12 protein-coding genes are annotated in these 14,607 nt (G+C 54.3%); 6 read left to right on the plus strand and 6 right to left on the minus strand.

Translation table 11 applies throughout. From position 1 onward, the window contains the following. Positions 1-6 precede the first annotated feature (6 nt). Positions 7-1,641 carry a phosphate ABC transporter permease PstA gene (gene pstA, locus EL29_RS12375; RefSeq protein WP_028715454.1) on the minus strand — a complete coding sequence of 545 codons (1,635 nt, stop codon included), beginning with the start codon at positions 1,639-1,641 and terminating at the stop codon, positions 7-9. Further along, positions 1,638-3,734: an ABC transporter permease subunit gene (locus tag EL29_RS12380; protein ID WP_028715455.1), complete on the minus strand. Its 2,097-nt coding sequence runs from the start codon at positions 3,732-3,734 to the stop codon at positions 1,638-1,640. Before EL29_RS12380 ends, pstA begins: the two co-directional genes overlap by 4 nt. 154 nt (positions 3,735-3,888) lie before the next feature. Here EL29_RS12380 and ppk1 point away from each other — a divergent pair, with 154 nt between their 5' ends. The 5 genes from ppk1 (at position 3,889) to mgtE (ending at position 9,961) form a co-directional block, all read left to right on the plus strand. Continuing rightward, positions 3,889-5,949, plus strand: a complete 2,061-nt coding sequence (ppk1, locus tag EL29_RS12385; protein ID WP_014605285.1) for a polyphosphate kinase 1 — start codon at positions 3,889-3,891, stop codon at positions 5,947-5,949. 5 nt (positions 5,950-5,954) lie between these two features. Further along, entirely contained in the window at positions 5,955-7,478 is a 1,524-nt protein-coding gene (ppx, locus tag EL29_RS12390) for an exopolyphosphatase (protein ID WP_014594297.1), read from the plus strand. Between the two features lie 2 nt (positions 7,479-7,480). Further along, positions 7,481-8,119, plus strand: coding sequence for a tellurite resistance methyltransferase TehB (gene tehB, locus EL29_RS12395; protein ID WP_013026710.1), 639 nt, complete (start codon positions 7,481-7,483; stop codon positions 8,117-8,119). A gap of 98 nt (positions 8,120-8,217) precedes the next feature. After that, positions 8,218-8,403, plus strand: coding sequence for a YfgG family protein (locus EL29_RS12400; protein WP_028715456.1), 186 nt, complete (start codon positions 8,218-8,220; stop codon positions 8,401-8,403). Between the two features lie 124 nt (positions 8,404-8,527). Then, a complete protein-coding gene (gene mgtE / locus EL29_RS12405) occupies positions 8,528-9,961 on the plus strand; it encodes a magnesium transporter (RefSeq protein WP_028715457.1) in 1,434 nt (477 codons plus the stop codon). Here the strand turns inward: mgtE and EL29_RS12410 are convergent, their stop codons facing one another. Together EL29_RS12410 and EL29_RS12415 are read right to left on the minus strand one after the other, a co-directional pair. Beyond that, on the minus strand, positions 9,962-10,465 hold the full coding sequence (locus EL29_RS12410; protein ID WP_028715458.1) for a helix-turn-helix transcriptional regulator: 504 nt from the start codon (positions 10,463-10,465) through the stop codon (positions 9,962-9,964). It lies immediately after the preceding gene. Beyond that, positions 10,462-10,731: a hypothetical protein gene (locus EL29_RS12415; protein WP_028715459.1), complete on the minus strand. Its 270-nt coding sequence runs from the start codon at positions 10,729-10,731 to the stop codon at positions 10,462-10,464. The genes EL29_RS12410 and EL29_RS12415 overlap by 4 nt, the downstream gene beginning before the upstream one ends. Positions 10,732-10,920: 189 nt before the next feature. Between EL29_RS12415 and EL29_RS12420 the strand changes: the two genes are divergently transcribed. After that, positions 10,921-11,100: a GDFGVC terminal motif YodC-like protein gene (locus EL29_RS12420; protein WP_013026715.1), complete on the plus strand. Its 180-nt coding sequence runs from the start codon at positions 10,921-10,923 to the stop codon at positions 11,098-11,100. 117 nt (positions 11,101-11,217) lie between these two features. Here the strand turns inward: EL29_RS12420 and EL29_RS12425 are convergent, their stop codons facing one another. Continuing rightward, entirely contained in the window at positions 11,218-11,991 is a 774-nt protein-coding gene (locus EL29_RS12425; protein WP_028715460.1) for a DUF3750 domain-containing protein, read from the minus strand. Between the two features lie 452 nt (positions 11,992-12,443). Next, complete coding sequence (locus tag EL29_RS12430; RefSeq protein WP_028715461.1) at positions 12,444-14,414, minus strand: tetratricopeptide repeat protein; 1,971 nt, start codon at positions 14,412-14,414, stop codon at positions 12,444-12,446. Positions 14,415-14,607: the final 193 nt, after the last annotated feature.

Here is a 14,607-nt window from a genome sequence, read left to right on the forward strand (position 1 = left end):
CGTCAGTTATTGAGTCATCAGGCGATAGCGTTCACGCAGACGGTGACGCAGGCCCATGGCTAGCAGGTTCAGCAACAGAATAATGAGCACCAGCAGCAGCGCCGTGGCAAACACCAGCGGCCGGTCGGCTTCGGTATTGGGGCTTTGAAAGGCTAAATCATAAATCTGAAAGCCCAGATGCATAAATTTTCTGTCGAGGTGCAGATAGGGAAACACCGCATCAACCGGCAATTCCGGTACCATTTTTACCACGCCGACCAGCATCAATGGCGCGGTTTCGCCCGCGGCGCGCGCTACCGCCAGAATCAGCCCGGTTAACATCGCCGGAACCGCCATCGGCAGCACCACGTTCCATAAGGTTTCGGCCTGCGTCGCCCCGAGCGCCAGCGATCCCTGTCTCAGGCTGTTCGGTATGCGGGATAAGCCCTCTTCCGTTGCCACGATCACCACCGGCAGGGTCAGCAGGGCCAACGTGAGCGATGCCCAGAGCAAGCCCGGCGTGCCGAAGGTGGGATTCGGCAGCGCGCTGCTGTAGAACAGCCGATCGACCGAACCGCCCACCAGCCAGACAAAGAAGCCCAGTCCGAACACACCATAGACAATGGATGGTACGCCCGCCAGGTTCACCACCGCGATGCGTACCAGTCGGGTCAAGGCATTGCGTCCGGCATATTCATGCAGCCAGACGGCTGCAATCACCCCCAACGGCATGACAACCACGGACATCAGCAGCACCATCAGAACCGTGCCGAAGATGGCGGGGAAAACGCCAAAATCGCTTTCGCCCTCGGCAGGCGAATCACTGACGAAGCGCCACAGTTGGTGGAAAAAGTGCCCTGTTTTTTCTGTCAACGTCATGGCATTGGGTTGCCAGGCCGCCACGATCTGCGACAGCGGGATACTGTGCTCGATACCGTTAACGTCACGCAGAATTAAGGCGTCACGCTGACTTTCCTCTTGCAGATTGTTCAGCCTGTCATTGAGCTGAATAAGCCGACGCTCAAGTGCAGCCTGATTGGCGTCATATTCTGACTGCGCCTGCAAATCAAACTGCTTTGCCTCACGCTGCTGTTCAGCCTGATCGTCTAGCTGATCCAGTTGCTGATTCAGCCGGGCCATATCAACACGACGGATTTCGTTGGACTGTCGTACCAGGATCTGCACCTGTTCAAGGCGCTGCTGTAAAAGTGCATTGATGTTTTTGGCCGTCAGCGCTTCATTGTCTTCGCGCAGGCCCACAAGCCAGCCGTAAGCATTGCCGTGACTGCGGCGCTGTAACACCATGATGGCCTCAGGCTGGCTGACTGCCGGTGTATTCTTGCTGAGCGCAATACGAAAATCCGGTGCGGCCCAGTCACGGTTGCCGGTTTTAATCAAATAGCGATGCAGCGTCGCGTGCGGGTCATCTGCATTGCCAGCCGGGGCCGGATACTGTGACTGCCGCTCAAGGGTTTCACCCAGCAGCCGGGTGTGACTGCCGTCAGGCTGCGTAAAGGTATAGAGCTCAACCTTATGAGGCCAAAAGGTACGCAGCCCCTGCCATCCCAGCAATCCTATCAATAAGGTAAACGCCAACAGGCACACCGTCACGGCCCCGGCCGTTAACCAGCGCCAGCGGTCGTTTTGTCGCATCACCGTCATGCCTGCTCCTTGTACTGACTAAAGCGATGACGCAGGCGCTGCCGGATGAGTTCTGCCAGGGTATTAATCATTAACGTAAATATCAGCAATAAAAACGCACTCAGGAACAAAATTCGGTAATGGGCGCTGCCCACGGCCGCTTCAGGCATCTCGATCGCGATGTTGGCGGAAAGCGTACGCAGGCCGCTGAACAAGCCGCCTTCACTTTGCGGCGTATTACCCGTCGCCATTAATAAAATCATGGTTTCGCCGACCGCCCTGCCAAAGCCAATCATCAAGGCGGCAAAAATCCCCGCCGACGCGCCCGGCAGCACAACTCGCGTCAGGGTTTGCCAGGGCGTGGCACCCAGCGCCAGCGATCCTTGTCCCAGCGAAGCGGGCACGCTAAACAGGGCATCCTCAGCCAGGGTAAAAATTAACGGTACCAGCGCAAACCCCATCGCCAGCGCCGCCACCAACAGGTTACGTTGCGCGTAATGCGGTAGCCAGTCGCCGGCATCGGGTACGATCAGGGTCGGCAACCCTAACGTCAGCAGAGTGACACTCAGCAGCACAGGCAGAAGCAACAACACCTCTCGTCCTGGCTGGCGCCAGCGCTCAGGCAGGCGACGGCTCACTACGCCACAGCCGAGCAGGCTGCCGGCAAGCGTCACGGGCAGCAGCAGCACGCCCACTAACGCCTGGCCTACGTGCGGCGCTAACCATAATCCGGCGATCAGTCCGATCACCACGCTGGGCAGCGCCCCCATCATCTCAATGGCGGGCTTAACCCAACGACGCAGGCCCGGTGCCATAAACCACGCGGTATACATCGCGGCGGCCAGCGCCAGCGGCGTGGCAAACAGCAGAGCCATACTGGCCGCTTTAAGCGTGCCCACGACCATTGGGATCAGGCTGAATTTCGCCTGGTAGCTGTCTCCGGCATTGGTGGATTGCCAGACCCAGTCGGCCTTGGGATAGTTTTCATACCAGATTTTTTGCCAGAAATTACGCCAGGTCACATCCGGCCAGGGATTCGTCAGCTTCAGCGTTTCCCAGCCTGACTGCCGCTCCAGCAGCAGGCTGTCACCACGGGGGGAGAATTGGGCCTGAAGAATACCAGCGGCCAGCTGCCGTTGCAGGATAGGCCCGTTCTGTTTGCTGGCAAACACCTTCAGCATGCCGGTCTGATCAACCGTGGCAAACACCCGTCGCTGTGGCTCACCGATCATCGTGGCCTGTCCGGCGCTGTGCTCAAAGGTCCGGATGCGGTGTAAGCGCAGGCCGTGTTGACCCGCTATGGAGAACCACTGAGAAATGCCGCTGTCATCCTGGATCAGCAGGCTTTGCCCGCCAGCCAGTAACAGCAACTGCCGGGGCGGCTGAGCCAGCGTCTGCGTTTCGCGCAGCCAGGCTCGCCCGTCATCAATTTGCCAGACCTGCAGCAGGTTACCTTCGGTGGTATACAGCAGGTCGCCTTTGGGCGACAGTAACAGATGCTGAGGTTGCTGGGCCGGCAGCGTAATCAGCGACGCCTGCTGGTTGGTGCCCAGCGTCAGTAGGTTTACTCCGGACTCACCAGAGGCGGCGATGCGCCACTGGTCAGGGGTAATCGTGGCCAGCGCCATCTTTTTTATTCCACCCTGTGGCAGGCGAAACACCTTATCGCCCAATGGGAAATGCCATTCGCCTTCGCCCTGGCTTATCACCGGTTGCAGCAGGGTTAAACTGCCCTGGGCATTAAGCAGCAACGTCTTGTCGTCTGCGCTGGTTACGATCTGCTCCGGCACGGGCGAAAGCCCTAATGCCGGGGCTGCCGGTTGTCCGTTTAGCGGAATAAAGCGCGCCTTTCCATCGCGGCTGATGCGCCAGCCTACGTCGCCCAGATTGCCTATCGCCAGAGCCGGTGCCGAATCCCACAGACGTTGGCTGCTGACGCTTTGCACGCCCGGCGCGCTGAATAACGGCAGGACCACCCAAAGCAACCAAAAGAACAACAGCATCATCAGTAGCAGAATGGCCGCTCCGCAACACGTGACGAGGCGCCGCGTGAAACGGTCAATAGCACGACGTCGGCGATCGCTAAACTGCACAGGAATATGGTTTACGCTCATGCGGCCCTGGTTATGCGGCGGAAATGAGTCGCTATGTTGCCCGTAGCTGGTTGATAAGACAACTTTTGCTGTTGGACAACCCTGCCATACTCTCGCCATAATGCTATTGGATACTGTATCGTCGTCAGTCCTGCAACCGTCATACGGAGTGAGAATGGGTCAGGTAAAGCTTTATATCGAAAAAGAAATGAGCTGGTTGTGCTTCAACGAACGTGTTTTGCAGGAAGCGGCAGATAAAGGTAATCCGCTGATTGAACGTATGCGTTTTTTAGGTATTTACTCGAACAACCTCGACGAATTTTACAAGGTACGTTTTGCCGATCTGAAACGCCGTATCCTGATTGGCGAAGAGCAAGGCTCCGCCAGCACGCCACGCCATTTGTTAAAAAAGATCCAACAGCGCGTCCTGAAGTCAGATCAGGAATTTGACGCCCTGTATAACGACCTGCTGCTGGAGATGGCGCGTAATCAAATATTCCTGATAAACGAACGTCAGCTGTCACCTAACCAGCAAAGCTGGCTGCGCCACTACTTTAAGCATGAGCTGCGTCAGCACATCACGCCGATTTTGATTACTCATGAAACCGATTTAACCGAGTTTCTGAAAGACGATTACACCTACCTGGCGGTTGAAATTATTCGCGGTCAGGATATTCAGTACGCCCTGCTGGAAATTCCATCGGATAAAGTGCCACGCTTCATCAATCTGCCAGCCGAACCTCCCCGTCGCCGTAAACCTATGATCCTGCTTGATAACATCCTGCGGTATTGTCTGGATGATATTTTTAAAGGTTTCTATGACTACGACACGCTCAACGCCTATTCGATGAAAATGACGCGTGATGCGGAGTACGACCTGGTGACAGAAATGGAATCCAGCCTGCTGGAACTGATGTCATCCAGCCTGAAACAGCGTCTGACCGCTGAACCAGTGCGTTTTGTTTATCAGCGCGACATGCCGGATTCGATGGTGGCGCTGCTGTGCGACAAGCTGTCGATTTCAAATTACGACTCCGTGTTGGCGGGGGGGCGCTACCACAACTTTAAAGATTTTATCGGCTTCCCTAACGTCGGGAAGAACAACCTGATTAACCGGCCGATGCCGCAAATCCGCCATATTGGCTTTGACGGTTTCCGCAACGGTTTCGATGCCATTCGTAATCGCGACGTGCTGCTTTACTATCCGTACCACACCTTCGAGCATGTTCTTGAACTGTTACGTCAGGCGTCATTCGACCCGAGCGTGCTGGCGATCAAAATCAATATTTACCGCGTTGCCAAGCATTCGCGCATTATGGATGCGATGATTCATGCCGCCTATAACGGGAAAAAGGTGACCGTTGTAGTCGAGCTGCAGGCCCGTTTCGACGAAGAAGCCAATATTTACTGGGCAAAACGCCTGACGGAAGCCGGTGTACACGTTATTTTCTCCGCGCCCGGGCTGAAGATTCACGCCAAGCTGTTTTTGATTTCCCGCCGGGAAGGCGAGGAGATCGTGCGCTACGCCCACATTGGTACGGGTAACTTCAATGAAAAAACGGCACGCCTTTACACGGACTATTCCCTGTTAACTGCCGATGCGCGTATCACCAATGAAGTGCGTCGGGTCTTCAACTTTATTGAAAATCCCTATCGCCCGGTGACCTTTGACCATTTAATGGTTTCTCCGCAAAACTCGCGTCGCATGTTGTATGATTTGATCGATAACGAAATCGCCAACGCGCAGCAAAAACGCCCTAGTGGGATTACGCTGAAAATTAACAACCTGGTGGACAAAGGGCTGGTAGACAGGCTTTATACCGCATCCAGCGTTGGCGTAAATGTTAATTTACTGGTGCGCGGAATGTGCTCATTGATTCCAGACTTGCCCGGGATCAGTGAAAACATTCGTGTGATCAGTATTGTTGACCGCTTCCTGGAACACGACCGCGTATACATTTTTGAAAACGGTGGTGATAAGAAAGTGTTTCTTTCGTCCGCGGACTGGATGACGCGTAACATTGATTATCGCATCGAAGTGGCCGTGGCGATCCTTGATCCACAGATAAAGCAGCGCATCCTGGACATTATTGCTATTCAGCTTAGCGACACCGTTAAAGCACGTGTTGTGGATAAAGAGCTGACTAACCAGTACGTTCAGCGCGGTAATCGTCGTAAAGTACGGTCGCAGATGGCCATTTACGATTACATTAAGAAGCTGGAACAACCTGAATAACGCCTATGCCTATCTCCCAAAAAAGTACGCCGAAACCTCAAGAGTTTGCGGCAATTGACCTTGGCTCCAACAGTTTCCACATGGTAATTGCCCGCGTGGTGGATGGCGCTTTGCAGGTTCTGGGGCGTCTGAAGCAACGGGTACATCTGGCCGATGGGCTGGATGCCAAAAATTACCTGAGCGAAGAGGCGATGGAACGCGGGCTGAACTGCCTGGCGCTGTTTGCTGAACGTCTGCAGGGCTTTAACGCCAGCAACGTGACGATCGTGGGCACACATACGTTACGGCAGGCGGTGAATGCCGAAACCTTTTTGCAGCGCGCGGCTGACGTTATTCCTTACCCGATTGAGGTGATTTCCGGTCACGAAGAAGCGCGCCTGATTTTTATGGGCGTTGAACATACGCAGCCGGAAAAAGGCCGCAAGCTGGTCATCGACATCGGTGGCGGTTCAACGGAATTAGTGATCGGTGAAGATTTTGAGCCGCAGCTGGTAGAAAGCCGTCGCATGGGCTGCGTGAGTTTTGCCCAGCTTTATTTTCCCGGCGGTGAAATCAGCGTTGAGAACTTTCGTCGCGCCCGCCTGGCCGCCACGCAGAAGCTGGAAACGCTGGCCTGGCAGTACCGTCTGCACGGCTGGCAATATGCGCTGGGCGCGTCTGGCACCATCAAAGCCGCCTGTGAGGTGCTGCTGGCGATGGGTGAGAAAGAGAAGCTGATTACCCCTGAGCGCCTGACGAAACTGTATGACGAAGTCATTAAGCACAAGTCCTTTGCTGCGCTGAGCCTGCCGGGCCTGTCTGAGGAGCGTAAAAGCGTGTTCGTTCCGGGCCTGGCCATTCTCTGCGGCGTCTTTGACGCGCTGGCTATCCGTGAACTGACGCTGAGTGATGGCGCACTTCGTGAAGGTGTGCTGTACGAAATGGAAGGCCGTTTCCGCCATCGGGATATTCGCAGCCGTACGGCTCAGAGCCTGGCGAATCACTACGCCATCGACAGCGATCAGGCTCGACGCGTACTGGAGACGACGGAACAGCTCTATCTGCAGTGGCGCGATCAAAATCCCAAACTGGCGAATCCGCAGTTGGCTGCGCTACTGAAATGGGCAGCCATGTTGCATGAGGTGGGGCTGACCATCAATCACAGTGGTTTACAGCGCCATTCAGCCTATATCCTGCAGAACACCAATCTGCCAGGCTTTAATCAGGATCAGCAAATGCTACTGGCGGCGCTGGTCAGATTTCACCGTAAAGCGGTGAAGGTAGATGAACTGCCGCGCGTGACGCTGTTTAAGAAGAAGCAGTTTTTGCCCCTTATCTTTCTGCTTCGTCTGGGGACCTTGCTGAATAACCAGCGCCAGGCCACGACTCGTCCGGACGCGTTAAAACTCACCTGCGATGACGGCCACTGGACGCTCACTTTTCCGGCAGGCTATTTCAGTCAGAATAACCTGGTGCAACTCGACCTTGAGCGTGAGCAAACCTACTGGGATGAAGTAACCGGCTGGAAACTGATTCTCGCAGAAGCCTGATCGTGCGGGCACTGACTGCCCGCATCACCGAACCGATGACGATGACATTACGAACTGAACATTATTTTGCCGATACCTACGGCTTAACGCCCACCCATTCTGAAGTGGTTGACGCCTTGCCTAAGCTGACGCCCGGCAAAGCGCTTGACCTGGGATGCGGAAGCGGGCGCAACACGCTGTTTCTGAATCAACATGGATTCGAAGTGACTGCCTGGGACCATAATCCGGCAAGCCTGGCACGCCTGAATCAGATTATTACCGCTGAAGGGCTGACCGGCATTCATACGGCGCAGCAGGATTTAAACCAGGTGCGTTTCAACGGGGCGTACCAGCTGGCGATCTCTACGGTGGTGATGATGTTTTTACAGCCGGAAACTATCCCCCAGCTGATTGCCGATATGCAGGCCTGCACCGTGAAAAATGGCTTCAACCTGATTGTTGCCGCCATGAATACCGAGGATGCCCCCTGTCCGTCGGACTTCCCTTTTGCCTTTAAATCCGGCGAGTTAAGTCATTATTATCGCAACTGGCACATTGTGAAGTACAACGAAAACTGGGGTCAGTTACACCGCAAAGATGAAAATGGCAACCGGATAAACTGCCGGTTTGCGACGCTCCTGGCGCAGAAAGCCAGTTATTAACATTGTTGTATTTTTTTTAAACAGCGGTTGATTTCAGCGGGCGACTGTGACTAAATATTGCTGTCGCCCGCCTTGGGTTTTTACAGGAATTACACTGCGTGAACAGCGCCCTTTCTCCACGAAGACGTAAAAAAAGCGTCAGCATGACGCGGATTGTTTTACTCATCAGTTTTATCATTCTGCTTAGTCGCCTCATCTTTATCCTGCCCGCGGCTTTCGAGCATCATCAGCAAAAACAAACCGACTCGCCTCCGGCGATCACCACGCTTTCTGACAGCCGTTAATCATAAGATGTCATAACCTGATTAATCGACGCGCGATCCCCTGCATCAGCGCCATTTTTTACATCCCTTTTTCGGTCAAAACGCTACACTTCGTGCAAGTGCTTTCAGACTATAGGGATGCAATGTGTCTGCCTCACACACTCAACGTTTAAGTGAAATTCGTCATCGTATTCTGACGCTGCTGCTCAATGAGCACGATCTGGTGGATGAATTGCTGGATAAAGCCAGCCATCTCACCGCTGAGCAGCAACGTGAAAATGCGATAAATCGTGAAATTCTGCAGCAAGACATCAGCCAGCTTCATGCCGCTGACCTTGCCGATATTCTTGAAGCCTTGCCTGAAGAAGCGCGTCTGGCACTCTGGAGCCTGGTACCGGGTGAGAAACGCGGTCATGTGCTGGTTGAAGCCTCTGAAACCGTCTGGGACAGCCTGACCGAAGAGATGAGCGATCGCGCCATCCTGCAGGCTATGGAACCCCTGGACATTGACGATCAGGCCTGGCTGGTACGTTACCTGCCACGCGACCTCACCGGACGCCTGCTGACCTCGCTTGAGCCTAACCTGCGCGCCCGCATCCTGAGCGTGATGCAGTTCGACTGGGATCGCGTGGGCCGGATTATGGACTTCAATATCCTCACGGTGCGCGAGGATGTGACCTTAGCCACAGTGCAGCGCTTTTTGCGGAAAGGCAAAAGCATGCCAGACGGTACAGACAAAATCTTTATCACCAATGAAAACAACCAACTACTGGGCGAATTGCTGTTAACCGCTATTCTGCTGAACAAACCCAAGACCATGGTGAGCGACGTGATGAATTCGCATCCCACCACGTTTCAGCTTGATGATAAAGCCGAAGATGCAGCCAGTGCCTTTGAACGTTACAACCTGATCTCAGCGGCGGTCACTGACGCGCAGGGTAAACTCATCGGCCGCATCACCATTGAAGATGTTGTTGATCTGGTTAACAAAGAGAACGAAAGCAATATCCGAAAAATGGGTGGGATCAGTCAGGAAGAAGATGTTTTCGCGCCAGTGCGCAAATCCGTGCGCAACCGCTGGGCATGGCTGGCAATCAATTTATGTACGGCATTTATTGCCTCGCGCGTCATTGGTCTGTTTGAAGGCACTATCTCGCAGATTGTCGCCCTTGCTACGCTCATGCCGATTATTGCCGGGATAGGTGGGAACACCGGTAATCAGACCATCACCATGATTGTTCGCGCCCTGGCCCTGCATCAGGTTGAGCCGGGGAACTTTTCGTTCCTGTTTATGCGTGAACTCGGCGTCGCTTTGATTAACGGCCTGTTCTGGGGCGCCATTATGGGCGGAGTGACCTGGCTCATGTACGATAACATGGCGCTGGGCGGCGTCATGATGCTGGCGATGGTGCTGAATCTCCTGCTGGCTGCGGTTATGGGTGTCATGGTGCCGCTGGTCATGACGAAAATGAAACGCGATCCCGCCGTGGGCTCAAGCGTCTTGATTACCGCCATCACCGATACTGGTGGTTTCTTTATTTTTCTGGGCCTGGCGACAATCTTTCTGATACCGCACTGATCACGAATGTTGATAACCGTAGCGCTGCAGGGATCCCATCACGTTAAGCCGACGCGTCACCTGTGCCAGCTCGCAGGTGACCGCAGGCAGTTGGTAGTGATTACGCTGCGCCAGCCACTCCAGCACATCGGCTAAATGCCAGATGGCCGTTTTGCCATCGTGAACCGGTAGCGGGAACTGTTTGCTGTGCGTGACCATCAGTTTACGCATGTTCTGACGGGATACGCCGATAAGATCGGCGACATCGGTTAAGCCGACAAAGTCAGGTGCGGCTTCAACCATGACTGCGCCCGGAATGGCAGACTGCACATCCTTTATCGCACTGCCGAGTGCGTGGCTCGCCGAATCTGCTTTGCGCGTAAACTCCAGTGCCAGCTTGCCTGCCACACCGGCACCGACCAGCGCATCGTCGCATCCTGCCTCTGCCAGCTTTTCCAGTAGTGCGTCGATGGATTTGGCTGATTCAGGCAGTTCAAACCGCAGGGTGAAATGATAGTCCGTCATAATCCTTCCCTCTTTTTCCACTCACGGGTGGCGATACAGTTGTCTACCACGCGCCGCAGCGCTTTGGCATGGTTTTGCGCGCTTTTCGGGGTGCGCCAGATACAGGTCAGACAGTATTCACCACAGCGGCACGCCGACAGATTTGCCGGGCAGTACATTTTGCCCCATGCGTGATGGCCCTTAGCAACCACCAGCCCCCCATGGAACTCTGCGTAACATAATGCGGCTTCAATCTCTTTGCTGGGATGTCGCTTTCTGTCCACCATGGTGCATATCATTCCTTGTTTTTAATAGGTTGTCAACTGACAACTCATTTATGCTTAATGCGGTAGATGAGCAGCATGGGGGTTGTCGGGCAGCAGGTAAAACAGGTTGCGGCTAAAATGGAAAAGGTTACGCAAAAAAGTGTCAGTCTGGCGTGATGGACTAAAATCAATACTCACAACGGAGGAAATATGTTTAAAACTGATGACCTGGTACAATCGAAAACGGGCGGCCCCAAAATGGTGGTGCTACGTGCCGAAGGAGAAACGCTGTGGTGCGCTCGCGTGGACGATGCCACTCAAAAAGAAATCGAAGTTAACGCGGACAGCGTAAATCTCTACCATGAAGATGGCGATTTTGGCGTCTGTTAAAACGGATGATGTGACTCAGGCAGACCGTAACGGTTAAGACAACCCGAAGTGGGGTTACGCGGCAACCCAACACTCGGGTAACCTGTTTCGCCTGCCGCGTCATCCACCAAACGGCTGTCAGATTTTATTTTCCTGCAGATTATTTTTTCCTAAACCGCCAATAAAAGGCAGTCTTAGCCGAAACGGCGCAAAGCCTATCCCCGCGCTCAGTCCCAAAAGATTCACTTCAACCCCTTCTTCCACCCCCAGCGTAATGCCCGCGACGCCAAGTATTGATACCTGAACCCCACGACCTGACGGCGGCAAGCCCACGGGGCGCCATAATGGCCGGTAGTCTTTTCCCAGGGCGTTGGCAGGCAGATCAAGCTTGAGATCCGGCACATTGCGACCAATGTGCGCCATAAAGGTATTACTGTTCGGCCCGGGCCAGGCGCGATAGGTGGTGGGCCAGGGGTAGGATTTTATGGCGGCTTCAATCTGCGGGATCAGCTTTTGCGCATCCGGGCCACGATGCTCGACCAACAGCCGCGGTTTTGCCCCGTACCAGTAGCCGTCAGGCAACGATGAATTACGTCTTACCTTATCGCCGCTCCCCCAGCTAATGACTTCGTAACGTGTATAGCGGCTTTCACCTGCACGTTTAAAGATAATCCACGGGTGCACCGCGATAGCGCCTTTCCAGCCGTATGTCGGTGCGGCATAGACCTGAACGATGGCCTGACTGGCGTTGGCCTGTGGATCGGGCGCGACACCAGCCGAATCCCTTCGGGCCGTTGCCCAGCCACCCTGGCCGGTAGCGTTGTTGCCATGAGTGGCTTGTGCCAGGCTGGCCGCAAGCGACAGCAAAATCACGGTGAGAAAACAGAGACTGAAGATTTTCAGAGGCAGCATCGCGGTTCCTGCAGGTAAAAGATAAGGGATGATTTTGCAATGAAATAGAAGGTTTGTATTCACTAACTATGCTGCGATGTCATCGCAATATTTGCTCACGCTGGTGAGTGGCTGCAGACGCAACGCCCGCCATCACGCAACGTCAAGGGGCCGTGATGGCTGTCACCACCAGTATGCTAAGAGGCGGGCTATACGCAGAATCAGCCAGCCTGAAACCCGCCTCGACTCAGGCTCAGGAAGCAAGCAGGGATACTCGCCGCGCGCATTCAGCGCGCGACCGGTCTGGGCTGCCCTCTGCTTTGCGGTCAGTACAGAAGGCGTCAGAGCCAATCCCGAAGGCACGCGAAGCCTGCACTTCACCCATGCTCGAAGCAGATAACAGATCCCAGATGCATTTCATGCCTGGCTATTTCAACAACAGCATAGGTTATCTTGAACCCGCCGTCTGAAAACTAGCCTGTTATCGCCTTTTCCGCTACACGTTGCAACCACGCTTCATAGCGCTGCTGCGCCTCCGGCGCGACAGGTTGGCTGCGTGAGTTTATCTCACCTTCGATGCCAAATATTTTCCACATCAGCGGCGCGAGTCCTGCAATCACGCTGCTTTGACTGCTCTCCATTCTCAGCAATTCCAGGCTGGATGTTTGGTAGCCCGGCAGTGCCTCCGAGTGATAATCGAAAGCTTTGCCCAACCCGGAAAGATAAATGATTTTAGCGGCAGTCAGAGATGGCCAGTGACGGAGAATATTCAGCGGCCAGTCCAACATGGCGCGCTCATTCCAGACCTCCGAATACGGAACCTGTTGGTTAGCCAGCAACGTCAGCATTAACGATTGCCCCAGCCCGGTCAGATAGACAGGCAACGCGTCAGCCGGAGGACGTTGATAAAAGGCATCCAGTGGTTGTTCACGCTTCAGGCCGGCCTGCATCAGTAATTTTTGCTCCAACGCCTGCATCACGTTGCCTAACCCGGCATCCGTTACCTCTTCAGTTTCAGTCGACTGTTTACTGCGCGTGGTACAGTTCCACAGCGACAACGCAATCTGCCAACGACGCTGTTCGCCCTCGCCAGTGCAGCCAATTTCCCCCGTCACCACATACTTCATGTCAGGCGGCAGGATCTCATAAATATCCTCACCCACCATCGGTTGGCCAGTGAGAACAGGACCGTGGCCCTCCGCCATCAGAAAATAGGTGCACGCCGCATAATCACTCCAGTAATGTACGGCTTCAGCGAGATAGAGCGGAATTGCACGCGACAGTCGGCCAAGCTCATCTTCGCGCTGTATGCCCTGGGCTGCGGTGCCATCCGGTATTTTTGATAACGCAAAGAAACCGATCTTCGCTGTCTCTTCAGGTTTTTGGTTAAACAGCCAGTCGGCTTTGCATAAGCCGTAATGCCAAATGGGCTGCGTAACGGATAACGTTGTGATTTTCACATCATCAGGCGCCACCTGCTGAACGGGTTCCGTTTGGCGGCGTTTCTCTTCAAACGCTTGTCTGTAATAATCAAGATGCTGCTTGATCGGGGCAAAATTGAGTGCATACAGCTGGTTAAGAAGCGTGAGCCCCTGATCCGTCTGCCCCAACTCAAGATAAGCCTGCAATAAATTTATACCGGCCATAGGATCGTGCTTTTGAACATCGTAATGGGGCGCAACCAGCGAAATCAGAAGCGGAATCTCGCCATTTTTCCCCAGGTCGCCAGAGATCATATACAGCGCCTCAGCATCGTACCGTCCACCCGACAGCACCTCTTCATAAAGTCCACGAGCCTTGTCGGTTTCGTTATGCTCCAGATAAAAACGGGCCATCCAGAGCTGTGCTCGCCAGCTTCCCGGCATCGCGGCAACGCTGCGCAATCCCTCAATGTAAGCGCCCTCGCCTCCGCGCTCGCGCTGAATGCTCACCCACCAGAGTAAGCCGTTATCCAGGTTCGGATCGGTTTGAATAGCCTGCCAGAGCGTGTCATCTGCCCGTTTGTCCTCACCGCGCTCGGCAAAGACTTTCGCCAGATTGGTGAGTAAGGTTCCTGTCGCGCCTGATTTATCCATTCCCTCTCGCAGGGTTTGTTCTGCCGCATCCAGGTGGCCTGTTTCCATCAGTACAATGCCGTGGAGGGTATGACTTCGTTCAGGATTACGGTCAATGTCCACCAGGCGCTCCGCTGCCGCAGCCAGATCGGAAGCAAAGGCGTCTTTCAACCCCATCAGAATCGCGGTGTACAAGGCGTCCGCATCATCCCACTTCTTTTCCAGATCCGGCAGAAAGACCTTCTCACGCCATTCATTGCGTGCAATGTGCATTTCCTGTCCATGAGCATCGTAAGCAACAATCATCTCCCGTTCTTGAGCGGGCTCGTCTGGTGCGGTATCGGCGGGTTGGTTTTTATTGCGCAGAGAAGAGAGAAGACGCTTAAACATGGTTAATTCAGTCCTTGAGTTTGAGTCATCAAAAAGCCTGATTGCCCGTCGCTATCATGCCGTGAAATGGACACACACAGGCTGTTTTACAAGCTGACAGCGTTGCGGTTCAGAGATGAGTGTAGCGCTCAAAAAAACAACTGGCACGAAATTGATTAACCCACGGGTAAATCGTAAAAAATGCCATCCAATA

The sequence above is a fragment of the Pantoea ananatis LMG 2665 genome, from assembly GCF_000710035.2.
In the GTDB taxonomy this organism is placed as follows: Bacteria; Pseudomonadota; Gammaproteobacteria; order Enterobacterales; family Enterobacteriaceae; genus Pantoea; species Pantoea ananatis.